This is a genomic window from Streptomyces sp. NPDC058000 (genome assembly GCF_042886435.1).
In the GTDB taxonomy this organism is placed as follows: domain Bacteria; phylum Actinomycetota; class Actinomycetes; order Streptomycetales; family Streptomycetaceae; genus Streptomyces.
In genome coordinates this window covers 44,148-68,765 of record NZ_JBHVQS010000038.1, presented here as the reverse complement: position 1 = coordinate 68,765, position 24,618 = coordinate 44,148, and the positions used below count along the sequence as shown (strand labels likewise).

Sequence of the window (24,618 nt, the reverse complement as noted above, 5' to 3'; positions counted from 1 at the left end):
GCGCTGACCTGCGGCTCCGGTGGTCGGTGGGGGCGCCGGCCGGGGTGTGCCCTCGGCGACGGTCCCGTCCGCGGCGACGTCATCCGTAGAATCGACGCACTGTGTCCGAGAACCCCGCCACCCCCGAAACCGCCACCGCCGCTGCCGACGCCACGGGCGCGGACGCCTCGGTGACCGCCGTCCCGCCCGCCCCGCGCCCCCTCGGCGCCACCGCCGCGTCGGCCGCCGTGCCCCGCCGCGGCAAGCCGATGTTCCCCGACGGGACGGGGCCGGCGGCCGACCCCGCGGGCTCACACCACGAGCGGCGGATCCGGTCCTTCCAACCCCGCCGCAGCCGCGTCACCTCCTCCCAGGCCGATGCGCTGCGCCGCCTCTGGCCCACGTGGGGCCTGGACATCGACGGGCTCTCCCGCCTCGACCTCGACGCGTTCTTCGGCGGGCTGCCGGTCGTCCTGGAGATCGGCTTCGGGATGGGCGAGGCCACCGCGCAGATGGCCGCCGCCGACCCGGACACCGGCATCCTCGGCTGCGATGTGCACACCCCCGGCCAGGGCCATCTGCTCGGTCTCGCGGAGCGGAACGGCCTGTCCAACATCCGGGTGGCCAACGGCGACGCGATCATCCTGCTGCGCGAAATGCTCGCCCCCGGGTCCCTCGCCGGTCTGCGCGTGTACTTCCCGGATCCCTGGCCCAAGAAGCGCCACCACAAGCGCCGGCTGATCCAGCCGGAGTTCGTGGCGCTGGCGACCACCCGGCTCGCGCCCGGCGCCCTGGTGCACTGCGCGACCGACTGGGAGCCGTACGCCGAGCAGATGCTGGAGGTCCTCTCCGCCGAGCCGACGCTGGAGAACCTGCACTCCGGGTACGCGCCCCGGCCGGGCTTCCGGCCGCTGACCAGGTTCGAGGGACAGGGTCTGGACAAGGGGCACACCGTGCACGACCTGCTGTTCCGCCGCCGAGGCTGAGGGCCGCGGCCCTCCGGGGGCGCCGGGTCGACCCGCCCCTCCCCCGGCACACCCAACCCACCTGCCCGTACCGCCCCACCCTCGCTAGGGTCGATGGGTGTACCCGTCACCGCCGCCGCTCCCCGAGCACCCAGCCGGCCCGCCGCCGTACACACCCGCCGAGGTCCACGACGGGCCCCGGCGCCGGGGTGCGCCCTGGCGCAGCAAGACCGTCCGGGCCATCGCGCTGGCCGCGCTGCTCGCGCTCTCCGGCGTGCTCATTCTCGGCATCGTCCGGCGGCAGACGGGCACCGAGGGCCTGCTGGTCGGCCTCGGGCTGGCCGTGTTCCCGGTGCCGCTGCTGATCGCGGCGTTCTGCTGGCTGGACCGGATCGAGCCCGAGCCCTGGCGGAATCTGGCGTTCGCCTTCGCCTGGGGGGCGTGCGCCGCCACCTTGGTCGCGGTCCTGGCCAACGGCTTCGCGACCGACTGGCTGGCGAACAACATCTCCTCCGCGTCACCGACCGAGGCCGCGGCCTGGGGTTCGACGGTCGTCGCCCCGATCGTCGAGGAGGTGATGAAGGCCGCCGCCATCGTGCTCCTCTACCGCTTCCGCCGCCGTGACTTCGACGGCATCACGGACGGCATCGTGATCGCCGGCATCACCGCCACCGGCTTCGCCTTCACCGAGAACATCCTCTATCTGGGCAGCGCCTTCGGCGAGGACCAGTCCATGGGGCACACCGGTCTGAGCTCCCTCACCGCCGGCACCTTCTTCGTACGGATCGTGGTCTCCCCGTTCGCGCATCCGCTCTTCACGATCCTCACCGGCCTGGCGCTCGGGATAACCGCCACCCGCTACCCGCGCCGCCGCGGTGCCCGCGCCGCGCTCGTCCTCCTCGGCCTGGCCGCCGCGATCCTGCTGCACGGCGTGTGGAACGCCGCCTCCAGCCTCGGCGACGCCGGCTTCCTCACGATCTACGGCGTGTGCATGGTGCCGGTCCTGCTGGCCCTGACCTGGCTGGCGCTGTGGGCCCGCCGGCAGGAACTGCTGTCCGTCCGGGTGTACCTCGCCCCGTACGCCGCCGCCGGCTGGCTCGCCGCGCCCGAGCCGACCGCGCTCTCCTCGCTCAGGACCCGCGCCCTGGCCCGCGACATCGCCCGCCGCACCCACGGCCCGGCCGCCGCCCGCGCCGTCACCGCCTACACCACCCTGGCCACCGCCCTCTCCTTCCACCGCCGCCGCGCCCACCTGGCGGGCCCGTCCCCGGACTTCACCGCCCGGGAGCGCGAACTCCTGGAGCGGCTGTGGCAGTACCGGCCGTGGGCCGGTCCGGCGCTGCTCCAGGCGTGGGCGTGCGGAACGGGGACACCGAGCCCGCCGGAGGGGGCGCCGGGCCCCGCCGGGACGGCACCCCGCCGCGCCTCGGCCCTGCGGCACGGGGCCCGGTCGCGCAACGGTGACCAGCGCTGATCGGGCTCCCCTGGCCTTCACCGGCCTCACCAGCCTCACCGGCCTCACCGGCCTCACCGGCCTTCGGCAGGATGACCGCGTACCTGCCGGATCCTCGTCCCCCGGCGGATCGGCCGGTAGGCACCGGCCTGTAGGCATCAGCCCGTAGGCATCGCCGCTAGGAGCATCCGGGCCCGTCGGGCCTTCCGTGCCCCGGTGGACCGTGCTCCCGGACGGCGCGAGGGCCGCGCGTAGGCTCCTGGGAGTTGTCCGTGAAAGGGAGGATTCTGCGATGGCTGGGATTCCGACGAGTGTGGTGGCGGCCGCGGGGCTGGTGGGCGGTTACGGCGTGGCCCGGTGGACCAAGAAGCGGCCGCTGGGTGGGGTGGCACTGGCGGCTGCCGGAGCGGTGGCCGCTCGCGGCTGGCAGCAGAAGGCCGGTACGAAGGCGGCTGCCGCGCTGAGTGGTGCCTATGTGGCGGCGTTCGCGGGGTCGCACCCGCTGGCCAAGAAGATCGGGGCGTGGCCTTCGGTGTTCGCGGTGGCGGGCGGGGTCGCGCTGGCCTCGTGGGCGGTGGCGGACCGGCGCGGATGAGGCCGGGCCGGCGGACCGACCGCCGAGGGGTGTCCTGACACCGTTGCGGTGTGCGGGGACCGTAGGGCCCCCGCACATCGTGCTGGGTCAGGCCGATGCCGCCGTGAGGAGGGCCACCTCGACGTCGGTGAGGGCGAGTTCGGTGACGGCCAGCAGGGCCGGAAGCTGGGCCAGGGTGCGGGCACTGGCGATGGGGGCCGCCACGGTCGGCTGGGCGGCGAGCCAGGCGAGGGCGACGGTGGACACCTCGGCGCCGTGGGCCGCGGCGACGGTGTCGAGGGCCTGGAGGACGCGGCGGCCGCGGTCGGTCTCCAGGTGCCCGGCGGCCTTCCCGGAGCGGGCGCTGTCGACGCTGCCGCCCGGGCGGTACTTGCCGGTCAGGAAGCCGGAGGCGAGGGCGTAGTACGGGACCGCGGCGATGCCGTTACGGGCGGCCACGTCGGCGAGTTCGCCCTCGTAGGTGTCGCGGGAGACCAGGTTGTAGTGCGGCTGGAGGGCGACGTAGCGGGCCACTCCCTCGCGGTCGGAGAAGTCCAGCGACTCCTGTAGGCGCTGCGCGGAGATGTTGGACGCGGCGATCTCCCGGACCTTGCCCGCCCGGACGAGCTCGTCGAGGGCGGTCAGGAACTCGCCCACCTCGACCGATTCGTCGTCGTAGTGGGTGTAGTAGAGGTCGATGTAGTCCGTGCGGAGACGGCTCAGGGAGAGGTCGACGGCGGTCTTGATGGTGGCGGCGGACAGGCCCTTGTGGTCGGGGTGGGCGCCGACCTTGGTGGCGATCACGACCTCGTCGCGGTTGCCGCGGGCCGCCATCCAGTTGCCGATGACGGTCTCGGACTCACCGCCCTTGTTGCCGGGCACCCAGGCCGAGTAGACGTCGGCGGTGTCGATGAAGTTTCCGCCGCCGGCCACATAGGCGTCGAGGACGGCGAAGGACTCGGCCTCGTCGGCGGTCCAGCCGAAGACGTTGCCTCCGAGGCAGAGCGGGGAGACGGACAGCGAACCGAGCGGCTTGGGAGTGGGGGCTGAGCTCTGGGCGTGTGTCACGGTCATGTTCGGTATCAACGTCGGCGCAGGGGGAGTTGTTCCCCGCGGCCGAGACCGGCGGCGCTCCCCGGCGGCTGCCCACGGGGCGTGGGCAGCCGGCCGGATCGATCAGACGGTGGCCCCGTGGCCGTGCAGCCAGGGCAGCGGATCCGTCGGGGCGCCGGCGCCCGGGCGGACCTCCAGGTGGAGGTGCGGAGCGGTGGCGTTCCCGGTAGCGCCGACACGGCCGATGACGTCGCCCGTGTGGACCCGGCCCGTCGTCTTGACCATCGAGGACAGGTGGCAGAACCAGAGCTCCGTACCGTCGTCGAGGGTGAGGACGATGCGGTAGCCGTAGCCGCCGGCCCAGCCCGCCTGGGTGATGGTCCCGTCGTGAACTGCCGTGACCAGCGTGCCGGTTGGGGCCGTGAAGTCCTGGCCGGTGTGGTCCGCGGCCCAGCGGTCGCCGGTCTGCCCGAAGCCGGCGGCGAGGGTGTACGAGGAAACCGGGGCGGCGAAGGGCTTCGCCGCGTCGGTGGGCCGGTCGGCCTGCGGCGCCGGACGGGCCTCCGGCGCCGTGCGGGGCGCGGCTTCCGCCCCTGCCTGAGGCTCGGCTGCCGTTTCGGCTTCCGATTCAGCCGCTGGTTCGGCTGCCGTCTCGGCTGCCGTTTCGACTGTTGGCTGCGTCGCCGTCGTCGTTTCCGGCGCTGCCGCCGGCTTCTCCTCGCCCGTCGCGGCCCGCTCCGCGGCCCCCTGCTGGGCGCCCGTGTCGTGGGCCGCCTGGAGGACGGCGGCGTGCTCCGCGGCGCCCGGCCGGCCGTCGGCCTGCTGGAGGATGCGGTTGCGCAGCGCCTCGGCCGCGCCCTGCGCGCCGTCACCAGGAGCGATGGCCTGGGAGAGGGGTGCGGAGGGGCTGGAGGGGGCGGCGACCGCCGAAGTGGCGGCCGTCGGGGCGTGCGCGACACCGCCGCCGGCCGCCAACGGGCTGGCACCGGGGCGGGGCGCGGCGTCCTGGTGCGCGCCGGCGGCGTCATCGACCAGCCCACCGGGGTCGGGCATCGATATCGGCACCGGCGGTCGGCCCTCGGCCGCGGCCACCCCGCTCGCGCCGACCGCCGCGATCACGCCGACGCCCAGCACCGTGCCGCCGCGCGCCAGACCACCGCCGCGCTGCTTGGCCACCCGGTGCTTGCCGCGGACCAGACGGGCCGCTCCGTCGCCGACACCCGACTCGTCGACCGGGAACCCCTCCTCATCGGCGCCCTCGCCGTCGGCGCCCTCGCTTTCGAGGCCGAGCGCCGGCTCGCCACCGGGCAGCGAGCCCGCCACCGGCGCACCCTGCACCGGTACGCCCGGGGACGGCGCCCCCTGGGGCAGCGGTTCCGGGACCAGCAGGTCGTGGGAGAACGCGCCCTGGTGCGGACGCCGATCGGTCAACTCCCCGTAGGGCGGCTGGACATGGGCCGAGCCAACGGGAGCACCGACACCAGCGGGATGACTGGCAGCGGTGGGATCACCGGCAGCGGTGGGAACAGCGAGGCCGGTGGGACCACCGGGCCCGGCGGGGCCGCCGAAGCCGACCGAGCCGCCGAAGTCGGCGGGGCCACCAAGGCCGTACGCGGACGGAGCATGAGGGGCGGGCCTATTGGACGCCACGGGGGCGCACTCCTTTCCTTCCTTCTCGCCTACCGGGTTAGCTGACGGGTTCGGAGCAGGAAGGTCTCCTACGAGCGCCCCCTGGCGAGAGGCGCCCGATTCACCCCAAGAGGGTGGTTCCCCGGTTCCCTCGACTCAATTCCCAGCAATTCCAGGCGGATCCGACAGGCCCCTCGGAACCGGTCGATCCGGGCGACTCGACTCGGGTCGAGGACACGGATCGGGGACACCGGTCGCGCCGTGCGAACAGCCGGCTCGGGCGGGTGGCTTTAAAGGTCGTTCTGGACGTGCGGGAACAGCGCGTACGGGATTCGGCGTCGGCGCACGGTGCCGCCACTGGCGACGGCTGGGACGACCGCGCTCCGTTATCGGACAGTAATAGAGACGGTGCGGGAAATCCAAGCGTTCCCACGAATCCACGGGGGTTCCGCAAGCCCCCCGAGGAAGCTCTGGCATGGACTTTTACCCCCAGCCCGGCCGCAAACAGGGCGAGTTGGTACCGCCCCGCCAAACGATCTCGTGATGATTGTGCGTGAGTCGTTATGCGGAGGGACGCCCCGCAGTTACGGAACGTGAGGAGGATAACGTCGCCTCATGGTCGTCAACGTCGCGAACACCGGAAACGCCGGGACCGCCGGGAACACCGTCAACAACCCACGGGAAGTGGCGGATCGGTACCGGCAGTTCTCCTGGCAACAGGCGCGGGGACAGTCCGACGCGCACGAGGAACTGTCCGCCCGGATCGGCCAGGACGACGAGTTCTGCGAACTGCTGGCGGGTTCGCTGCCGGCCGGCAACAAGCAGCAGCCGAACCTGCTGCTCGCCGCGGTGCGCTACCTCGACGGTCCGCACGCGGAGCTGGGCCCGCGCGGTGAGGCGGCGTACGGGCGTTGGCGCGAGTGGACGGTCCGGCACTGGGACGAGGTCCGCGCGGTGATCATGCGACGCTCCACCCAGACCAATGAACCGGCCCGCTGCGCCACATTGCTGCCGTTGCTGGCCCGTCTGCCGCAGCCGCTGGCCCTCCTGGAGGTCGGGGCGTCGGCGGGGCTGTGCCTGCACCCGGACCGGTACCGCTACCGGTACGTCCAGGAGGGACCCCACGGGGACCACGGGGACCACGGGAGCCACGGGAGCCACGGGAGCCACGGCGACTACGGGAGCCATGGCGCGCCCGTCGAGGGCGGTGCCCCGGACACCCCGGTCACCTTCACCTGCCGCACCAGCGGGGCCGCACCCGGAGGCGACGACGGCACCACGGTGCTGCCCGGTGAGCTGCCCGAGATCGTATGGCGCGGCGGCATCGACCTGGACCCGCTCGACCCGGTCGGGGAACCGGACGACCTCCGCTGGCTGCGCGCCCTCGTATGGCCCGGTGACGAGGCCCGTACGGCGCGGCTCTCGGCGGCCGTCGAAGCGGTGCGGACGTCGCCCCGCCCCACTCTGGTGCGCGGTGACCTGATCGACGAGCTGCCGGCGCTGGCCGCCCAGGCGCCGCCCGAGGCGACGCTCGTCATCTTCCACAGCGCGGTGCTGACCTACCTTCCGCCGGCCCGGCGCGAGGAGTTCGCCCGGCTCGTCCGGTCGCTGCTGGCCGAGCGGGACGGCGGGGGGCACTGGATCTCCCAGGAGCACCACAGCGTGCTGCCGTGGATCACCGCGCCGGAGCACCGTTCCCTCGGGCCGGCGGACGCGATGCTGCTGACCCTCGCCGTGGACGAGCGTCCGGTCGCCCTGACGGGCCCGCACGGCCAGAGCGTGCACTGGCTGCGGCCGCCGCTGCCGTAGCGCGGGCCGATCGCGCCCCGACCGGCCCTGGGACCGGGCCGGGGGGCGCGTCCCCGTTGCCGCCCCGTCCGTGAGGACTGCGGACTGCGAGCTGCGGACTGCCGGGCCCTTGAAAGCCGCCTGAAAACCGCCCACAGGCACCGCCCACCCCGTCCCGTCCGTCCCGTCCCGTCCCGAAGGCCAGCCCGCCGGCTACGCCTCCAAGGGCCGCTGGACCGCCATCAACGCCATATCGTCCGCGGGTCCCCCACCGGTATGCCGGGCGACGTCCTCGACCACCACGTCCAACAGGTCGCCGGGCCCGCTGTACTGGCTGCCACGCAACCGGGCGCACGGGTCGTAGAACCGGCCGGCCCGGTCGCGGGCCTCGGTCACCCCGTCGGTGAACAGGAGCAGCAGCGCCCCGGCCGGGAAGAACGTCTCGTCGGCGCGGTCCGGCCAGCCCGCCATGTCGCTCAGACCCAGCGGCAGCGCGGCGGTGGACGGGGTCAGCTCCCGTAGGCCGCCGTCCGGGGTGAGCAGCAGAGGGGGCGGGTGGCCGCGGTTCAGGAGGCGGAGCACGGACTCGTTCCCGGCGGGGACCTCCGCCAGGACGGCCGTGGTGAAGCCCTCGTGCTGGTCGAGGCCCGCGCGGCGCCCGCCCTCCCGTTTGATCGCCCGTTCCAGCCGGCCCGCCACCGCTTCCAGGGTGGCCTCCTGTTCCGCCGCCTCCCGAAAGGCGCCGATCACGACGACCGCGGCCTCCACGGCCTCCAGCCCCTTGCCCCGTACATCGCCGACGATCATCCGCACGCCGTGCGGGGTGTCCTGGATGGCGTGCAGGTCGCCGCCGATGCGGGCGCCGGCCCGGGCGCCCACGTAGCGCGCGGCGACCGCGAGACCGGCCAAGGTGTCGGGCGGCGCCGGCAGCACGGCCCGTTGGGCGGCCTCCGAGACGTCCCGTACGGAGGCGAGCCGGGCGTCGCTGCGCCGGACGACCCGGTTGATACCGAGCGCCAGGAGGGCCACCACGATGACCGTGATCGCCTCAGTGGCGGACTGGAAGTAGTCCTCGACGCCGTGGTACGTGGCGAGCAGGATTTCGCTGAGGGTGGCGGCCACGGCGGTGGCGGCGGTGGCCCGTAGGGAGTACAGCGGGGCCGCGACCAAAGGGGCGGCGGAGAGGAACGGGGCCGCGGTGTACTGGGGCGGCGTGGCGAGGTCGAAGAGCACGCCGATGACGATCAGGACGGCGGGGAGCCAGCGCACCAGCCGGCGACCGAGCGAGGGCAACGCGTCGCGGCGCGCCCGCCGTTCCTCCTCGCCCGTGCGGTTCCCGCCGCCTCGCACCATCCGCACCGGCCTCTTCCCACTCCGCCCGCCCGGGTGACACCCGGTACGGGTCCGGCACCGCCGCGCTCCGCCCGCACTGCCCGTTCCGACCCCAGCCGCCGGACCGTCCTCGCTGGCGAACCGATCCCGTTGCGTCGGTCATGCCACATCCGACCGTCGTGCCGCATCCGGCCGTCATGCCACATCCGACCGTCGTGCCGCATCCGGCCGTCATGCCGCTTCAAGGCTTGCCGCCACGGCGCCGGCCGGCGAGTCCTCCTGCGCCGAACGGGGTAGGAGCAGGCTGGGGCCGCCCCACCCCCTACGGGTTCCCCCCACCGGGCTCCGGCGCCGTCCCCCGCCCCCCGCCCTCGCACTGATGGACCGTGGCCTGCGCGTGGGCGAGGAAGCGCCGGGTCAGCGGATGCCCGTGGTGCCGCGGAAAGACGAGCTGCAACGGCATCAGGGGCGCGTCGGGGATCGCCACGAAGGAGATGAACGGGTGCACCCGTTGCCGGCCGATGGACTCCGGTACGACCCCGACGCCCCGGTTCCCGGCCACCGCCTCCAGCCACTCGTCGAAGTTCCCGCACCGGGCGGCGATTTCCGGCTGTTCCTCCGGCGGCCAGTCCGACCCGTCCGTCGTCCCGCCGACCTCGTTCAGCACCAACGGCATACGGGCCAGCTCCCGCCAGCCGACCTCGTCCCGCGCGGCGAGCGGGGACCGCACCGATACGGCGGCGACCCGCCGCTCGTGCAGCAGCGTCACCGCCGTCAGGCCCGGCACGGTGATGTTCCCGCGCAGGATCGCGATATCGACCTCGCCGCTGTCCACCCCCGCCAGGGCCGCGTCCCGCCGGAAGACCCGCGCCCCGACCCCGGTCTCCGCCTCGAACCGCTCGATGGCGGCCTGCGGCCAGGTGGCCGGAAATCCCCAGGCGAAGCCGATGCGGAAGAGGGGCACGTCCGGCGCCGGGAGGAGGGCCGTCTCCAAACGGGGCAGCAGCCCGCGGAGTTCGTCGTACAGCCGCTCGCCGGCCGGGGTGAGCGTGACCTGCCGGGTGGTGCGCTCCAGGAGGCGGTAGCCGAGCAGTTCCTCCAGGCGGCGGATGGTGCGGCTGACCGTGGGCTGGGAGAGGCCGAGGCGGTCGGCCGCCCGGGTGAAGTGACGCTCCTCGGCGAGGGCCAGGTAGCAGCGGAGGTGGTGCAGCTCGATGCCCGGTATCGCCATGATCGACATCCTAGGCGGCCCCGCCCGGGCCCCACCGGGATCGGTGGGCACCGCCCGCCCCACCGCTCTCCCGCACCTCAGCGGGCCCTCACCGCTCTCCCGCACCTCACGCGGCCACCGCGCCCGCGCCCTCCTCCCTCCGCACCCCGCCCGACGTCCCGCGCCGCATCCGCATCCCGACCCAGATCACCAGGAACGCGGCCCCGGCCACCCCGCACAGCAGCCACATCGCCGCCTGGTTGCCCCGCAGGAACAGTTCCCCGGAGAGCGCCTCGACGCCGCGCCCGTCCAGCCCGGTGTGCGCACGCAGCAGCCCGGCCCCGGCCCCGGGATCGGCCACGGCCCGCGACACCCACTCCCCACCCGGCAGGCCGCGCGCGGCGAGCGCCGCGTCCAGCGCGCCCCGCGCCGACCAGCGGTAGACCGCCATCCCCACCGCCAACCCGATCGCCCCGCCCAGGTTGTGGAAGGTCCACGACGAGCCGACCGCCGTCCCGGCCAGCCGCTCCGGTACGGCCGACAGCGCGGCCACGGTGGCCGGTCCGAGGACGAACGCCCAGCCGATCCCCATCAGCGCGAACGCCGCCACCACGAAGGCGACCGGGCGGTCCCGGGTGAACTGCGCCTGCAACGCCGCCGACAGGGCGAACGCCACGAACCCCACACAGAGCAGCAGCCGCGGCGGGAACCGGTCCACCAGCCGCCCCACCACGGGCGACAGCACCGCCATCACCGCCGTGCACGGCAGCAGCATCAGTCCGCTCGCGGTGCCCCCGTAATGCCGTACGGACACCAGGTACAGCGGCATCAGGAAGAACGCCAGGCAGTAGAAGAACGCCAGCGAGAAATCGGCGGTGAGCGCGCCCAGGAAGGTGCGGTTCCCGAACAGCCGGAAATCGACGAGAGGCACCGCCACCTTCCGCTCCACGACACAGAAAGCCGCGACACCGACCATTCCCGCGCCCAGCAGACCCAGAATGCGACCGGACGTCCACCCCCACGAATCCCCCAACGTGAGAGCGAGAATGAGCGCGGGCAGGGAGAGGCCGATCAACGTCAACCCCAACCAGTCCGGCTTTCCGGCATCCGCGGCCCGGCCCCGCGATTCCCGTACCGCGGAAAAGCACACCGCCAACCCGATAACGGTCAGCGGCACATTCAGCCAGAACACCCAGCGCCAGTTCAGCCCGCCGACGATGAATCCACCCAGCATCGGCCCGAGCGCCAGCCCGACTCCGTTGACGCCGTAGAGGGCCCCGATGGCCTTGCCGCGGTGCGCCGGCGGGAAGGTGTCCGAGACCAGGGCGCCGGTACTGGTGTAGAGCACGGCGCAGGCGGCCCCCTGGACGAAGCGGCAGAGGACCAGCATCCGTACGTCCGGCGCGCACCCGGCCGCCAGCGAGGCGACGCCGAAGACCGCGGTCCCGATATACAGCACCCGCCGTCGGCCGTGCTGATCGGCGAGCCGCCCCATGGTCACCATGAACATCGACAGCGCAACGATGAAGACATTGACGATCAGCTGGAGTTCGGTGACCGTGGCCCCCATATCCCGCTGAATGGCCGGCGCCGCGGTATTGACGATGGTGAGGTCGATACAGCCGAGGAAACTGATGAGGCTCAGCCCGGCGAATGCCCGCCACCGGCGGCCCGCCCCGTCCCCGCGCACACTCCCTTTACCGGCGGGCCGTGCACTCCGCACTTCCCCACCACTTGCACACGCAGCAGAATTCACGCACTCGGTCGTCAAGATTCCCCTCCTCGGGCCGACGGACAACGTCCACGCCACTCCCCCGTCATTCACCCATGACGCTAGGTACGGCATCCGGCCCGAACAAATAGCCGCCCCGCCCTCCTCATACGCACCGCGCATGAATCAGCGGCCGGCCCCGCCCCGGCACCCACTCGTGCCACACCACCCACCGCGGGCGGCCCTCCCCCAAGACCTGCCTCACCCACCCGACGACTCGACGACTCGACGGTCCACCGCGGACGTTAGTGGGGCGTTAGCCGTACGACGAGAGAGCATCAGCAGTGGCCGACAGTCTTGTTCTCACCCACCCGGAACACCACTTCGAGACAACGGGGGAAGAACATGTCGCACCGCACCGCACTCCACCACGCCCGCAAGGCCGCCGCCGCCGCGGTGATCGCCGTCGCCGCGTTCGGACTCACCGCCTGCCAGGGCGGCGGCACCAACGGCTCGTCCTCCTCCCCCTCGGCGAGCGCCCAGCAGTCCACCACCTCCACCGCCAAGACCACCCACGGCTCCACCCACGGCAAGCCGTCGAACGCCCCCAAGAAGTCCGGGATGCGCTGCACGGACCAGATCAACTACGCCGGAGACCCCAGGTCCAACGCCGACATCAACACCATCGGCGACAAGACCGGCCACTGCCCCGCAGTCCAGCACTAGTGAGTTCGTGCGGTATCCGCCCGCTCCAACGGAAGGCCGGCGGCGGGGTGCCCTTCACCGCCCAGCCGATCAGGTGGCGTTCCCCGCGCCGAAGGCCGGCGCCCGGCACCTGAGGGCAAGGCGGGACACCATCAGGGTCTTCACCCAGCAGGACAGCCCACGGCTCTCCCTGTCTCTCCCCCGCCGATCACCTTCGTGATCCACACCACGTCGCCGCCCGGGGACCGCCGCGCGGCTGATTCCCCGCCCCCGCCCGGGATCTGACACGGCGCCTGCCACGCCGTCCCCTCACGCATCGCGCACGCAGACGGCCGGAAAAGCGAAGCGCCCCGGCCGGTGCATTCCGGTCGAGGCGCTGAACCGCAGGTCAGACGGCCTGTCCTGCGAGGGATTCGGTGGGCCATCAGGGGCTCGAACCCTGAACCAATGGATTAAAAGTCCACTGCTCTGCCAATTGAGCTAATGGCCCGCTCCGAGCAGCATAGCCGGAGGACGCGCCGCAGCCCGAAGGCATTAGGGATCTGGCCGATCCACGGCGTGCCGCAGCCATGCTCCGCCGGCCACGATTCCCCAGCCACGGCCGTACGCCGCGCCCCTACGAGACGCCCACGGTCACCGCGCGCCCGACCGGGCACGCGCCCCGCAACGCACCGGCACGCACGCCGACGCCCCCACCCGCGACGCGCCCGTGCCGCCTCAACGCACAGGGCCCGTACGGCACTTCAGTGCGGTACGGGCCCTGTGCAGGTCGTGCGGCCTATCGGCGGGTATCAGCCACGCCGTCGGCCACAGTCGACTCAGCCGTTGCGCTTCCAGCGCGGCTTGTCCTCACGACGGCCGAAGCTGGGCGCGCTGCCGGAGCCGCGGTGGTCGTCCCGACGGCCGTAGGGGCGGTCGCCAGCGGGGCGGTCACCGGAGGGGCGGTCGCCAGCGGGGCGGTAGCCGGAGGACGGCCGACCGCCGGAGCGGTCGTCACGGTTGAACGGGCGGTCGCCGCCGCCGGAACGGTAGCCACCGGAGGGGCGCCCGCCGCGGTCGTCACGGTTGAACGGACGGGCCGGGCGGTCACCGCGGTCACGGTGGAAGCCGCCACGGTCGTCACGACGCTCGTCACGACGCTCGAAGGAACGGCCACCACGGTCGTCACGACGCTCGTCACGACGCTCGAAGGAACGGCCACCACGGTCGTCACGACGCTCGTCACGACGCTCGAAAGTACGGCCACCGCGGTCGTCACGACGCTCGAAAGTACGGCCGCCACGGTCGTCACGCCGGTCGTCACGACGGTCCCGGCCGAAGCCGCCACGGTCATCGCGACGGTCGCGGTCCCGACCGAAGCCGCCCCGGTCGTCGCGACGGTCGTCACGACGCTCGAAGGAACGGCCACCGCGGTCCTCGCGACGGTCCCGCCGCTCGAAGTTCCCACGCTCGTCACGGCGCTCACCGCGCCGCTCGTCACGACGCTCGGAGGACCGACGGTCGCTCGGCCCGGCCTGCGCCGGCACCACGGCCTCGGCCGACTGGGCCGCCTCGACCGCCGCCTCAGCGGCCGCCTGGGCGGACGCCGCCAGCGCCTCCGCCGGGTCCTCGCCACGCTCACGGGCGGCCCGCGCGGTCAGCCGGTCGGCGTCCTCGCGCAGCTCGGTGGCACGGCGCTGGAGCCGCTCCAGCTCCTTGGTGAGGTCGCTGACCTCGCGCTCCGCCTGCTTGGCGGTGTTGTTCGCCGACTCGGCCTGGACCTCGGTGAGCGAACGCGCACCGGTGATCTTGGCCAGGTCCTCGTCGAAGGCACCGGCGCCGCCGACGATGTGCCGCGAGGCGTCCACGCCCGCGTCCTCCATCAGGCGGAAGATCTGCCGACGCTGGTGCGGCAGCGACAGCGACACGACGGTGCCGGACTGGCCGGCACGGGCGGTACGGCCCGAGCGGTGCAGGTAGTCCTTGTGGTCACCGGCCGGGTCGACGTTGAGGACCAGGTCGATGCCGTCGACGTGGATGCCGCGGGCGGCGACGTCGGTGGCTACCAGCGCGTTGAGGTAACCGTCCTTGAAGTCCGCGAGCACCCGGGTACGGGCGCCCTGCGTCATTCCGCCGTGCAGCGCGTCCGCCGTCACGCCCGCCTCGATCAGCTGCTCGGCGACCCGCTCGGCGCCCAGCTGGGTGCGGACGAAGATGATGGTGCGGCCCTTGCGGGCGGCGATCGCGGCGGTGACCGGCGCCTTGTCCTTCGGCTTCACGACGAGGACGTGGTGGGTCATGGTCGTGACGTTGCCCTGGGCGCTGTCGACCTCGTGGCTGACCGGGTTGGTCAGGTAGCGCTTGACCAGCGTGGAGATCTCGTTCTCCATCGTGGCCGAGAACAGCATCCGCTGACCGCCGTCGGGCACCTGGTCCAGCAGCTCGGTGACCTCGGGCAGGAAGCCCAGGTCGGACATCTGGTCGGCCTCGTCGAGGACGGCGACCTGGACGTCCGCCAGGGAGCAGGCACCGCGGTTGATGATGTCGCGCAGTCGGCCCGGGGTGGCGACGAGGATGTCGACGCCACGCTCCAGGGCGTAGATCTGGTTGCCCATGGACGTACCGCCACAGACGACCTTCATCTTCAGGCCGAGGACGTCGCCGTACGGCTGGAGGGCGTCCGCGACCTGCATCGCGAGCTCACGGGTCGGGGTGAGGATGACCGCACGCGGCTTCTTCTTCTCGGTGCGGCCGCCGGCCAGTCGGGCCAGGGTCGGCAGACCGAAGGAGAGGGTCTTGCCGGAGCCGGTGCGGCCGCGGCCCAGGATGTCCTTGCCGGCCAGCGCGTCCGGGATGGTCGCGGCCTGGATCGGGAACGGGGTGGTGACGCCGTTCTGCGCGAGCTTGCGGACGACGCCCTCGGGGAGCCCGAGGTCCGCGAAGGTCACGGTCTGGTCGTCGCCGTCCTCGGCGCCGTCGGTGGCGTCCTCGGCCACGGCCGGCTCGACGGCCTCGGGCTCGGCCGGCTCGACGACCTCGGCCACGGCCGGCTCGACGACCTCGGGCTCGGTGCCGGCGTCCACCGCCGGGGTCACCTCGACGGTCTCGACGGCTTCGACGGCCTCGACCGTCTCGGGAGCCGCCTGCTCGGGCTGCTCGTCGCGTGCGGGCAGGGCGGACTGATCAATGGAAATGGACATGCGAAATGCGAAACCTTCCGGAGTCTCGGCACGCGCCCACAACTCCGTGTGATTTCACAAAGACCGCCTCTATGCGGTCAGCCACGGTAAGGGAGAGAACGCGCCACACGGCGCGCTTTTTTCAGGGCGCCGGGCAAATGGGATCAAACGATCTACCACCATACGCACCCTTCCCCCCACAAGGCAAATGCGCCTCGATCCACCCCGCCCACCCCGGCCCCGGACCACGCCCCTCAGACGTCCCACTCCACCTGGGGCGCCACCTGCGAGGACAGCGAGGAAGACCCGTCCCCCGGCGCGGACGAGGCTGACGAGGACGACAAGGACCCCGCCGACGACTTCGGGGAGAACTTCGGACGCAAGGGCGACGGGCCGGACGCCTGGGCGCCACCGGCCGGCGACGGGGGTCCGCCCGGCGGCCCGCTCGGCTGGGCGCTCGGCGAGCCGGGGGCCGGCGCGCTGGGCGGGGACGACGGATGGGCGGGCCGGGACGGCGAGGGCTGCGCGGGCCCCGACGGGCCGACCGGGCCGGTGGTCCCGCCGTGGGCCGGCCCCGGCTCCGGGCCGGACGGCTTGGCCGGCTGCGGGGGCGTCGACGGCACCGACGACGGCGCGGACGGCGCGGCGCTCGGCGACGCCCCGGCATCGCCCCCGCGGTCCGTCCCGGCGTCCCCGTCCGCCGGCTGCGCGGGGCCGCCGCGGCCCATCCGCCGCGGTCCGTCGCCCCGCCCGTCGGCGGTCAGCCCGCCGGGGCGGGGGGCGTGCCCCTTCCCGTCACCGTGTCGGGTGGCGCTGCTCGACGGCACGGGGTGTCCGGGATCGCTGACGCTCATGCAGCCGGCCAGCGAGGCGGCCAGCGCGGAGACGGTCACCGCGGCGGCCGTGACCCGCGCCATCGAGCGCCCGGCCGGCCCGGACGCGGCGGCCCTGGTGGTGGGCGGGTCGACGGCGGATTGCGGGCGAGGGGGCATCAGGCACACGGGTGGGACCTCCGGATCCGGAGCGCAGGGACGGCGTCGGACGCCCTGCCCAACTCCCGTCCCCCACTGGAGGACACGCGAGGGCCGACACACGCGCCCCCTCCGCCCGCGCGCCCCTCCGACCCGCCCCGCGCCCCTCAGCCGTAGCCGAGCGCGTGCAGCCGCGCGTCATCGATCCCGAAGTGATGCGCGATCTCATGAACCACCGTCACCTCGGCCTCCGCGACCACGTCTTCCTTCGTGTCGCACATCCGCAGCGTCGGCCCGCGGAAGATGGTGATCCGGTCCGGCAGAACGCCCGCGTACCACTCCCCGCGATCGGTCAGCGGCGTCCCCTCGTACAGGCCGAGCAGCTCGGGGTCGTCGGCCGGGGGCTCGTCCTCGACGAAGACCGCCACGTTGTCCATCAGTCGGGTCAGCTCCGGCGGGATCCGGTCCAGCGCCTCGGCGACCAGTTCCTCGAACTCCTCGCGCGTCATTTCCAACACGCCCCCATTGTCCGCCACCGTTCCCCGCCGGCGGGTCCCGCGGGCGGAGCCGCCCCGCCCCGCATAACGGACGGCGCAGCGGGCATAGGGGACCAATGGCCCGCGCCGCGCGCTCCCGGACACCGCACCCCGACCCGCCAGGCCGCCCCCGCCCCCGCCTCCCGGGCCCCCGCCTCCCCGGCCGCCGGAGGCACCCGACCCCACCCGACCGGCCCGCCGCCCGCCGTACGACCCCGGCCAGCACGCTCGCACCGCCCGCGCACCCGTACGTCCGGGCCCTCGGCCTGTTGGCCGTCAGCGCGCTCGGCGCCTGGCTGGGGCTGCTGGTCCTCGGCGGCGTCCGGGCCCCGGTCGGCCCGATGGACACCAGCATGGCGCTGCGCCCCTCCCTGACCGGCGGCACCCGGATCACCGTCCCGCCCCTGGGCGCCCTGGAACTGGACAGCCACACCGCCCCCGTCCGCCTCGACGTCGACGTGGACCGGCTGGACCCGGCCCGCTCCGCCGAGCTGGTCGACCACCCGGAGCGGTTCGCCGGCCTCCAGGAGCAGGTCACCCATGACGTGCTCCGGGGCGCCGCCGGCCTGGCGGTGACCTCCTGCACCGCGGTGGTCTGCGGCGCCACCACGCTGGGCCTGGTCGTCTACCGCCGCCCGCGCCCCGCCCTGGCCGCCGGCGGACTCGCCCTCGCCCTGCTCACCGCCGCCGGGGCCGCCGCGTACGCCACCTGGAACCCCCGGTCCGTCCTGGAGCCGCGGTTCTCCGGACTGCTCTCCTCCGCCCCGTCCGTGGTCGGCACCGCCCGCAACATCGTCAGCGAATTCGACGTCTACCAAAAGGAGTTGGCGCACCTGGTCACCAACGTCAGCAAGCTCTACGACACCGCATCGACGCTGCCCGCCTACCGGCCGGACCCGACCACCCTCCGCGTCCTGCACGTCTCCGACATCCACCTCAACCCGGCCAGCTGGCACCTCATCGCCTCGCTGGTGAAGCAGTACCGGATCAACGTGATCATCGACACCGGCGACACCATGGACCACGGCTCGACCGCCGAGAACCACTTCCTGGACCCGGTCGGCACGCTCGGCGCGCCGTACGTCTGGGTCCGCGGCAATCACGACTCACGCGGCACCCAGCGCTACCTGACCGGCCGCAAGCACGTCACCGTCCTCGACGACGGGCGGGTCACCCAGGTGGCCGGGGTGCGCCTCGCGGGCGTCGGCGACCCGCAGTTCACCCCGGACCGCTCGGTGGTGGCGGCCGGCGACGCGGCCGAGCGCACCGCCGGCGACCGGCTCGCCGACGCGCTGCGCACCCAGCGGCTGGCCGGCACTCCGGTCGACATCGCGCTGGCCCACAACCCGGCCGCGGCGGCGGAGGCGGACGGGCTGGTCCCGCTGGCCCTGGCCGGCCACATCCACCACCGCGAGATCAGCACGCTCCCCCAGGGCACCCGGCTGATGGTCGAGGGCTCCACGGGTGGCGGCGGGCTGCGCGCCGTCCAGAACAAGCAGCCCGCGCCCGTGCAGGCTTCGGTGCTCTATCTGGACCGCACCACCAAACAACTCCAGGCATGGGACGAGATCACCTTGGGCGGACTGGGTCTGACGCGGGCCGAGGTCAGCCGTCATCTGCCCCGCGAGAACCGGCCCGCGACACCGGGCGGCACCCCCGTCGGCCGGCCCGTCGGCGACGGCTTCCGACGGGCCCGGGTAAACCGTTTTGGCGAACGGTCCTCCCATCCCATATGCTTCTCACGTCCCCGACGGAGCCGGTAACGGCGCCAAGGCGGGCCATCAGCCCTCATCGTCTAGTGGCCCAGGACGCCGCCCTTTCAAGGCGGTAGCACGGGTTCGAATCCCGTTGGGGGCACGCACCACCGTGTGCGAGACTGGTGCAAGCCACCTCGCACAATGCAAGGTCCTGTGGAGCAGTTTGGAGTGCTCGCCACCCTGTCAAGGTGGAGGCCGCGGGTTCAAATCCCGTCAGGACCGCTGCGGCTGGGTAGCTCAGTTGGTACGAGCGTCCGCCTGAAAAGCGGAAGGTCGCCGGTTCGACCCCGGCCCCAGCCACACCCATTGGGAGAAGGTCCCGGTTCGTTTTCGAACCGGGACCTTCTTCTTTCTTTTTTGTCCGGTGTCTTCGATCAGCTCCTCGTCGGGGCTTTCCTCGTCAGGAATTCCGTCCCGTTGGTGGGCCCGTGCGGACACTGGGGGCTCCCCGCGCCGGCGCGGGAGGTTCAGGCGTCGGCGGCGTGCGCGGGCGCGGGTTCGCGGCCTCCCGGGTGACGGTGCCGCCAGCCCCAGAAGACCGCGCAGGAGAGCGCCGACCAGCCGGCCAGCACCAGGAACGGGAAGGCGTGCTGGTGGCCGCTGAAGTAGACGGCGGTGTGCTGGGCGTTGACCGAGGCGCCCGGCGGCAGCCAGCGGCCGATCTCGCCGAGGACGGACGGGAGCAGCGGCCAGGAGACCGCGCCGCCGGACGAGGGGTTGCCGAGGAGGACCATCAGCCCCCAGGTGGGGATCATCGCCCAGCGGCCCATCAGGGTGTTGAACATCGTGAAGACCATGCCGGACGTGAACATGGTCAGCGCGAGGATCATCCAGGACTCGACGAACGGCAGCCGGAGCGCGCTCAGCCACCAGTCGGCCACCGCGGCGATGGCGAAGCCTCCGAGCAGGGCGTTGGCCACGGTGAAGGCGACCCGCTCGACCGGGTTGAGGGCGCGGGCGTGCACGCTGAGCTGGATGGCGCCGACGAAGCCGATGATCACGGCCGCCAGGGAGATGTAGAAGAGCGCCAGGCCGCGCGGATCGCCGCGCTGTAGCGGCTTGATGTCCCGGACGGTGACCTGCACGCCGGTGGCCGGGCCAACCTTGGCGGCGGCCTCGGACAGGAGTTGGGCCACCGAGGCGCCGGAGGCGCCGGACACGTCCAGTTCCACCCCGCGGCCGTGGGCGCGCAGCACCGCGAACTCGCGCTGATCGTCGACGGCGTCCCGGGCGGCGGCGTGGGTGGCGTAGTCGGTCAGCCGCAGGGAGGCGTTGAGGGCCTGCTCCATGCCGGCGACGAAGGTCTTCTGCTGCGGGGCGGCGGGGGTGGTGACCACGGCCGTGGGGATGTGGCGCGGGGCCGGGTTGGCCATGGCGTAGGTGTACGAGCCGGCGAAGAGGCCGGCCGCCGCGGCGAGGATGAACATCAGGACGACCGCCGGGAGGAACGGCGATCTCTTGAAGGCAGCCCAGCGCTCCGGCCAGGTCCGGGGCCGGCCGGGTGCGCCATGAGGAACGGCGTCATCTTCATGATCACGCATAGGAAACACGCTAAGGCACCGATGTCGGACATACCGCCCGGGGTCTGCCCTCCCGATCGGCCCGGGGTTTTCTGTCGTGACCGGTCCGGGGGCGGTTTCGGCCCGGGCGCGGGGCGCGATGTCGGGGCGCGCCGGGCCCGACCGGCGACGATCGGCCCTGGTGGGGGTGCCGGTCCGGGCGCCGCTGGCAAATCGTTCGCCAGTCTTTTCCATGAGGTGAGATCCTGGGGAGCGTATGTCCAGTCAGCCTGCCTCCGCCCTGTCCGACGGTGCCGCCTCCACGCTGCCCTCCCTGCTGAAGCGACTTCCCGAGCTGATGCTGCGCGACCAGCAGCGGCTGGGGCGCCGGCTCGACGGCGCGCGCCGGATCCGCAAGCCCGAGGCCCGGGCGGCGGTGCTCACCGAGATCGCCGCCGGCCTCGACGAGGCGGAGCTGCGCGTGGCGCAGCGGCGCGCCGCGATGCCGGCGGTGAGCTATCCGGCGGAGCTCCCCGTCAGCCAGAAGAAAGACGACATCCTGGCGGCCATCCGCGACCACCAGGTGGTGATCGTCGCGGGCGAGACCGGCTCCGGCAAGACCACCCAGATCCCCAAGATCTGTCTGGAGCTCGGGCGCGGCGTCCAGGGGCTGATCGGGCACACCCAGCCGCGCCGGATCGCGGCCCGTACGGTCGCCGAGCGGGTGGCCGAGGAGCTGAAGACCCCGCTGGGCGAGGCGGTCGGCTGGAAGGTCCGCTTCACCGATCAGGTCGGCGACGACACCCTCGTCAAGCTGATGACGGACGGCATCCTGCTCGCCGAGATCCAGACGGACCGGGAGCTGCGCCAGTACGACACGATCATCATCGACGAGGCGCACGAGCGCAGCCTCAACATCGACTTCATCCTGGGCTATCTGGCGCAGCTGCTGCCCAAGCGCCCGGACCTGAAGGTGGTCATCACCTCCGCGACCATCGACCCCGAGCGGTTCTCCCGGCACTTCGGGGACGCGCCGATCGTCGAGGTCTCCGGGCGCACGTATCCGGTGGAGGTGCGGTACCGCCCCCTGCTGGAGGAGGGCGGCCAGGACAGCGACCGCGACCAGATCACCGCGATCTGCGACGCGGTGGACGAGCTCCAGGCCCAGGGGCCCGGCGACGTCCTGGTCTTCCTCTCCGGCGAGCGCGAGATCCGGGACACCGCGGACGCGCTCAACAAGAAGAACCTCCCCGCCACGGAGGTGCTGCCGCTGTACGCCCGGCTCTCGCACGCCGAGCAGCACCGGGTCTTCCAGCGCCACACCGGCCGTCGGATCGTGCTGGCCACCAACGTCGCCGAGACCTCGCTGACGGTCCCCGGCATCAAGTACGTGATCGACCCGGGCATGGCGCGGATCTCCCGCTACAGCTTCCGCACGAAGGTGCAGCGGCTGCCCATCGAGCCGGTGTCGCAGGCCAGCGCCAACCAGCGCAAGGGCCGCTGCGGCCGGACCAGCGACGGCATCTGCATCCGGCTGTACTCCGAGGACGACTTCCTGACCCGCCCGGAGTTCACCGACGCGGAGATCCTCCGGACCAACCTCGCCTCCGTCATCCTCCAGATGACCGCGGCCGGCCTCGGTGACATCGAGAAGTTCCCGTTCATCGACGCGCCGGACCGCCGCAACATCAAGGACGGCGTCGACCTGCTGCGCGAGCTGGGGGCGCTGGACACCACGCAGAAGTCCGCCCGGCAGGAACAGTCGGGGCAGCGGCTGACCCCGCTGGGCCGCCAGCTCTCCCAGCTTCCGGTGGACCCGCGGCTGGCCCGTATGGTGCTGGAGGCGGACCGTAACGGCTGTGTCCGCGAGGTCATGGTGATCGCGGCGGCGCTGTCCATCCAGGACCCGCGGGAGCGGCCCTCGGACAAGCAGCAGCAGGCCGACCAGCAGCACGCCCGCTTCAAGGACGAGACGTCGGACTTCCTGGCGTTCCTCAACCTCTGGAGTTACGTCCGCGAGCAGCAGAAAGCGCTCTCCTCGTCCGCGTTCCGCCGGATGTGCCGCGCGGAGTTCCTGAACTATCTGCGGATACGCGAGTGGCAGGACATCTATTCGCAACTGCGGACGGTCGCCAAGAGCATGGGCGTCCATCTCAACGAGACGGACGCGGCGCCGGAGCACATCCACACCTCCCTGCTTTCTGGTTTGCTTTCGCACATTGGCCTCAAGGACACGGACGCCAAGAACGAGTACCTGGGCGCCCGCAGCGCGAAGTTCGCGGTGTTCCCCGGCTCCGCCCTCTTCAAGAAGCCCCCGCGCTGGGTGATGTCCGCGGAGCTGGTCGAGACCTCCCGGCTCTGGGCGCGGGTGAACGCCCGCATCGAGCCGGAGTGGATCGAGCCGCTGGCCCAGCACCTCGTGAAGCGGACCTACAGCGAGCCGCACTGGGAACAGAAGATGGCCGCGGTGATGGCGTACGAGCGGGTGACGCTCTACGGCGTCCCGGTCGTCGCCCAGCGCAAGGTCAACTACGGGCGGATCGACGCCGAGGTCTCCCGCGACCTGTTCATCCGGAACGCCCTGGTGGAGGGCGACTGGCGCACCCACCACCAGTTCTTCCATGACAACCGCAAACTCCTCGGCGAGGTCGAGGAGTTGGAGCACCGCGCCCGGCGCCGCGACATCCTCGTCGACGACGAGACGCTCTTCGACTTCTACGACCAGCGGATCCCGGCGGACGTGGTCTCCGGGGCGCACTTCGACTCCTGGTGGAAGAAGCAGCACCGGGAAGAGCCGGACCTGCTCAACTTCGAGCACTCGATGCTCATCAACGAGTCGGCCGAGGCGGTCACCAAGGACGACTATCCGGACTCCTGGCGGCAGGGGAAGCTGAAGTTCAAGGTCACCTACCAGTTCGAGCCCGGCGCGGACGCGGACGGCGTCACCGTCCACATCCCGCTCCAAGTCCTGAACCAGGTCTCCTCCGAGGGCTTCGACTGGCAGATCCCGGGCCTGCGCGAGCAGTTGGTGACCGAGCTGATCCGTTCGCTGCCCAAGCCGATCCGCCGCAACTACGTACCGGCGCCGAACTTCGCCGCCCGCTTCCTGGACTCCACCGTCCCCCTCCAGGGCGCCCTGACGGCCTCGCTGGCCGCCGGCCTCCAGCGGATGGTGGGGGTGCCGGTGGACGCCGCGGACTTCGACGTCGCCAAGGTCCCGGACCACCTGAAGATCACCTTCCGGGTGGTCGACGAACGCCGCCGCAAGCTCGCCGAGGCCAAGGACCTGGAGGCGCTGCGGCTCCAGCTGAAGCCGAAGACCCGGGCGGCCATCTCCCGGGCCTTCGAGCAGGCCGCCGAGCGGCCCGGCAAGGACCGCAAGGGCGGCCAGGGCGAGACCCCGCCGGCCGGCCCGGAGCAGCGCACCGGGCTGACGACCTGGACGATCGGCACGCTGCCCCGCACCTTCGAGACCCGCCGCGCCGGCCAGCCGGTGAAGGCGTACCCGGCGCTGGTCGACGAGGGCAGCAGTGTCGCGGTGCACCTGTTCGACACCGAGGCCGAGCAGCTGGCGGCCATGTGGGCCGGCACCCGCCGCCTCATCCTGCTCAACATCCCCGCCAACCCCGCCAAGTTCGCCCAGGACAAGCTGAGCAACCAGCAGAAGCTGGCGCTCTCCCGCAATCCCCACGGCTCCATCGCGGCGCTCTTCGAGGACTGCGTGACCGCCGCCGCGGACCGGCTGATCGCGGCCCGGGGCGGCCCGGCGTGGGACGAGGAGGCGTTCCGCAAGCTGTTCGACGCGGTGCGGGCCGATCTGGTCGACGCGACGCTGAAGACCATCCACCAGGCACAGGAGGTGCTGGCCGCCTGGCAGGCGTGCGAGCGCCGGCTGAAGGCGACCACGTTCCCCTCCCTGCTGCCGTCGCTGGCGGACGTCAAGGAGCAGCTGGCGGAGCTGATCAAGCCGGGCTTCGTGACCACGCACGGCGCCAAGCGGCTGCCGGACCTGATGCGCTACTTGGTCGCCGCCGACCGCCGCCTGACGCAGCTGCCCACCAACGCCGAGCGGGACCGCAGCCGGATGGCGAAGGTCAAGGAGATGCAGGACGAATACGCCTGGCTGCTGGAGCAGTTCCCCCAGGGGCGCCCGGTGCCGGCCGCGGCCCGGGAGATCCGCTGGATGATCGAGGAGCTACGGGTGAGCTACTTCGCGCACGCGCTGGGCACCGCGTACCCGGTCTCCGACAAGCGGATCATGAAGGCGGTGGACGCCGCGGCGCCGTAGGCCGGCCCGA

16 protein-coding genes, 4 tRNA genes and 1 riboswitch are annotated in these 24,618 nt (G+C 72.8%); of the genes, 10 read left to right on the top strand and 10 right to left on the bottom strand.

From position 1 onward, the window contains the following. Positions 1 to 101: 101 nt before the first annotated feature. From trmB to ACFVT2_RS29280, 3 genes are all read left to right on the top strand, one after another. Positions 102 to 965 (top strand): tRNA (guanosine(46)-N7)-methyltransferase TrmB, encoded by an 864-nt coding sequence (trmB, locus tag ACFVT2_RS29290; RefSeq protein WP_390022639.1) that lies wholly within the window; start codon positions 102 to 104, stop codon positions 963 to 965. 97 nt (positions 966 to 1,062) lie between these two features. Continuing rightward, on the top strand, positions 1,063 to 2,418 hold the full coding sequence (locus ACFVT2_RS29285) for a PrsW family intramembrane metalloprotease (protein ID WP_390022637.1): 1,356 nt from the start codon (positions 1,063 to 1,065) through the stop codon (positions 2,416 to 2,418). Positions 2,419 to 2,689: 271 nt separating this feature from the next. Continuing rightward, positions 2,690 to 2,992 (top strand): hypothetical protein, encoded by a 303-nt coding sequence (locus ACFVT2_RS29280; protein WP_205365665.1) that lies wholly within the window; start codon positions 2,690 to 2,692, stop codon positions 2,990 to 2,992. A gap of 87 nt (positions 2,993 to 3,079) precedes the next feature. Here the strand turns inward: ACFVT2_RS29280 and ACFVT2_RS29275 are convergent, their stop codons facing one another. Together ACFVT2_RS29275 and ACFVT2_RS29270 are read right to left on the bottom strand one after the other, a co-directional pair. Further along, positions 3,080 to 4,045 (bottom strand): aldo/keto reductase, encoded by a 966-nt coding sequence (locus ACFVT2_RS29275; protein WP_390022635.1) that lies wholly within the window; start codon positions 4,043 to 4,045, stop codon positions 3,080 to 3,082. Positions 4,046 to 4,147: 102 nt separating this feature from the next. Next, positions 4,148 to 5,455, bottom strand: coding sequence for a peptidoglycan DD-metalloendopeptidase family protein (locus tag ACFVT2_RS29270; RefSeq protein ID WP_390022633.1), 1,308 nt, complete (start codon positions 5,453 to 5,455; stop codon positions 4,148 to 4,150). 230 nt (positions 5,456 to 5,685) lie between these two features. Next, positions 5,686 to 5,842, bottom strand: a riboswitch (cyclic di-AMP (ydaO/yuaA leader). 426 nt (positions 5,843 to 6,268) lie between these two features. Here ACFVT2_RS29270 and ACFVT2_RS29265 point away from each other — a divergent pair. Further along, positions 6,269 to 7,462 carry a DUF2332 domain-containing protein gene (locus tag ACFVT2_RS29265; RefSeq protein WP_390022632.1) on the top strand — a complete coding sequence of 398 codons (1,194 nt, stop codon included), beginning with the start codon at positions 6,269 to 6,271 and terminating at the stop codon, positions 7,460 to 7,462. Between the two features lie 192 nt (positions 7,463 to 7,654). On the opposite strand, the gene ACFVT2_RS29260 is transcribed toward ACFVT2_RS29265, so the two are convergent. From ACFVT2_RS29260 to ACFVT2_RS29250, 3 genes are all read right to left on the bottom strand, one after another. Next, positions 7,655 to 8,794: a PP2C family protein-serine/threonine phosphatase gene (locus ACFVT2_RS29260; RefSeq protein ID WP_390022656.1), complete on the bottom strand. Its 1,140-nt coding sequence runs from the start codon at positions 8,792 to 8,794 to the stop codon at positions 7,655 to 7,657. Positions 8,795 to 9,095: 301 nt separating this feature from the next. Next, on the bottom strand, positions 9,096 to 10,004 hold the full coding sequence (locus ACFVT2_RS29255; RefSeq protein ID WP_390022631.1) for a LysR family transcriptional regulator: 909 nt from the start codon (positions 10,002 to 10,004) through the stop codon (positions 9,096 to 9,098). A gap of 106 nt (positions 10,005 to 10,110) precedes the next feature. Continuing rightward, entirely contained in the window at positions 10,111 to 11,673 is a 1,563-nt protein-coding gene (locus ACFVT2_RS29250) for a DHA2 family efflux MFS transporter permease subunit (RefSeq protein ID WP_390022629.1), read from the bottom strand. A gap of 426 nt (positions 11,674 to 12,099) precedes the next feature. Here ACFVT2_RS29250 and ACFVT2_RS29245 point away from each other — a divergent pair, with 426 nt between their 5' ends. After that, on the top strand, positions 12,100 to 12,420 hold the full coding sequence (locus tag ACFVT2_RS29245; RefSeq protein ID WP_390022627.1) for a hypothetical protein: 321 nt from the start codon (positions 12,100 to 12,102) through the stop codon (positions 12,418 to 12,420). Positions 12,421 to 12,816: 396 nt separating this feature from the next. On the opposite strand, the gene ACFVT2_RS29240 is transcribed toward ACFVT2_RS29245, so the two are convergent. The 4 genes from ACFVT2_RS29240 to ACFVT2_RS29225 form a co-directional block, all read right to left on the bottom strand. Beyond that, positions 12,817 to 12,889: transfer RNA gene (locus ACFVT2_RS29240), tRNA-Lys, on the bottom strand. Positions 12,890 to 13,217: 328 nt separating this feature from the next. Beyond that, positions 13,218 to 15,578 carry a DEAD/DEAH box helicase gene (locus tag ACFVT2_RS29235; RefSeq protein WP_390022625.1) on the bottom strand — a complete coding sequence of 787 codons (2,361 nt, stop codon included), beginning with the start codon at positions 15,576 to 15,578 and terminating at the stop codon, positions 13,218 to 13,220. A 233-nt stretch (positions 15,579 to 15,811) separates the two neighbouring features. After that, a complete protein-coding gene (locus ACFVT2_RS29230) occupies positions 15,812 to 16,549 on the bottom strand; it encodes a hypothetical protein (RefSeq protein WP_390022623.1) in 738 nt (245 codons plus the stop codon). Positions 16,550 to 16,695: 146 nt separating this feature from the next. After that, positions 16,696 to 17,046 (bottom strand): metallopeptidase family protein, encoded by a 351-nt coding sequence (locus ACFVT2_RS29225; protein WP_390022621.1) that lies wholly within the window; start codon positions 17,044 to 17,046, stop codon positions 16,696 to 16,698. A gap of 95 nt (positions 17,047 to 17,141) precedes the next feature. Here ACFVT2_RS29225 and ACFVT2_RS29220 point away from each other — a divergent pair, with 95 nt between their 5' ends. The 4 genes from ACFVT2_RS29220 to ACFVT2_RS29205 all read left to right on the top strand — a co-directional run bounded on the left by ACFVT2_RS29220 (position 17,142) and on the right by ACFVT2_RS29205 (position 19,121). Continuing rightward, positions 17,142 to 18,827: a metallophosphoesterase gene (locus ACFVT2_RS29220; RefSeq protein WP_390022619.1), complete on the top strand. Its 1,686-nt coding sequence runs from the start codon at positions 17,142 to 17,144 to the stop codon at positions 18,825 to 18,827. Positions 18,828 to 18,848: 21 nt separating this feature from the next. Further along, positions 18,849 to 18,921, top strand: a tRNA-Glu gene (locus ACFVT2_RS29215). 47 nt (positions 18,922 to 18,968) lie between these two features. Beyond that, positions 18,969 to 19,043, top strand: a tRNA-Asp gene (locus ACFVT2_RS29210). A gap of 4 nt (positions 19,044 to 19,047) precedes the next feature. Further along, positions 19,048 to 19,121: transfer RNA gene (locus ACFVT2_RS29205), tRNA-Phe, on the top strand. Positions 19,122 to 19,288: 167 nt separating this feature from the next. Here the strand turns inward: ACFVT2_RS29205 and ACFVT2_RS29200 are convergent. Beyond that, entirely contained in the window at positions 19,289 to 20,362 is a 1,074-nt protein-coding gene (locus tag ACFVT2_RS29200; RefSeq protein WP_390022617.1) for an ABC transporter permease, read from the bottom strand. Between the two features lie 235 nt (positions 20,363 to 20,597). On the opposite strand from ACFVT2_RS29200, the gene hrpA reads away from it, so the two are divergent. Then, a complete protein-coding gene (hrpA, locus tag ACFVT2_RS29195) occupies positions 20,598 to 24,608 on the top strand; it encodes an ATP-dependent RNA helicase HrpA (RefSeq protein WP_390022615.1) in 4,011 nt (1,336 codons plus the stop codon). The last annotated feature ends 10 nt before the right edge of the window (positions 24,609 to 24,618 follow it).

What these genes read in the sequence shown, in the direction of transcription:
- ACFVT2_RS29280 (WP_205365665.1), top strand. Translation starts at nt 2,690, where the DNA reads ATGGCTGGGATTCCGACGAGTGTGGTGGCGGCCGCGGGGCTGGTGGGC.
- ACFVT2_RS29275 (WP_390022635.1), bottom strand. Translation starts at nt 4,045, where the DNA reads ATGACCGTGACACACGCCCAGAGCTCAGCCCCCACTCCCAAGCCGCTC.
- ACFVT2_RS29265 (WP_390022632.1), top strand. Translation starts at nt 6,269, where the DNA reads ATGGTCGTCAACGTCGCGAACACCGGAAACGCCGGGACCGCCGGGAAC.
- ACFVT2_RS29260 (WP_390022656.1), bottom strand. Translation starts at nt 8,794, where the DNA reads ATGGTGCGAGGCGGCGGGAACCGCACGGGCGAGGAGGAACGGCGGGCG.
- ACFVT2_RS29255 (WP_390022631.1), bottom strand. Translation starts at nt 10,004, where the DNA reads ATGGCGATACCGGGCATCGAGCTGCACCACCTCCGCTGCTACCTGGCC.
- ACFVT2_RS29245 (WP_390022627.1), top strand. Translation starts at nt 12,100, where the DNA reads ATGTCGCACCGCACCGCACTCCACCACGCCCGCAAGGCCGCCGCCGCC.
- ACFVT2_RS29235 (WP_390022625.1), bottom strand. Translation starts at nt 15,578, where the DNA reads ATGTCCATTTCCATTGATCAGTCCGCCCTGCCCGCACGCGACGAGCAG.
- ACFVT2_RS29230 (WP_390022623.1), bottom strand. Translation starts at nt 16,549, where the DNA reads ATGCCCCCTCGCCCGCAATCCGCCGTCGACCCGCCCACCACCAGGGCC.
- ACFVT2_RS29220 (WP_390022619.1), top strand. Translation starts at nt 17,142, where the DNA reads ATGGCCCGCGCCGCGCGCTCCCGGACACCGCACCCCGACCCGCCAGGC.
- ACFVT2_RS29200 (WP_390022617.1), bottom strand. Translation starts at nt 20,362, where the DNA reads ATGCGTGATCATGAAGATGACGCCGTTCCTCATGGCGCACCCGGCCGG.
- hrpA (WP_390022615.1), top strand. Translation starts at nt 20,598, where the DNA reads ATGTCCAGTCAGCCTGCCTCCGCCCTGTCCGACGGTGCCGCCTCCACG.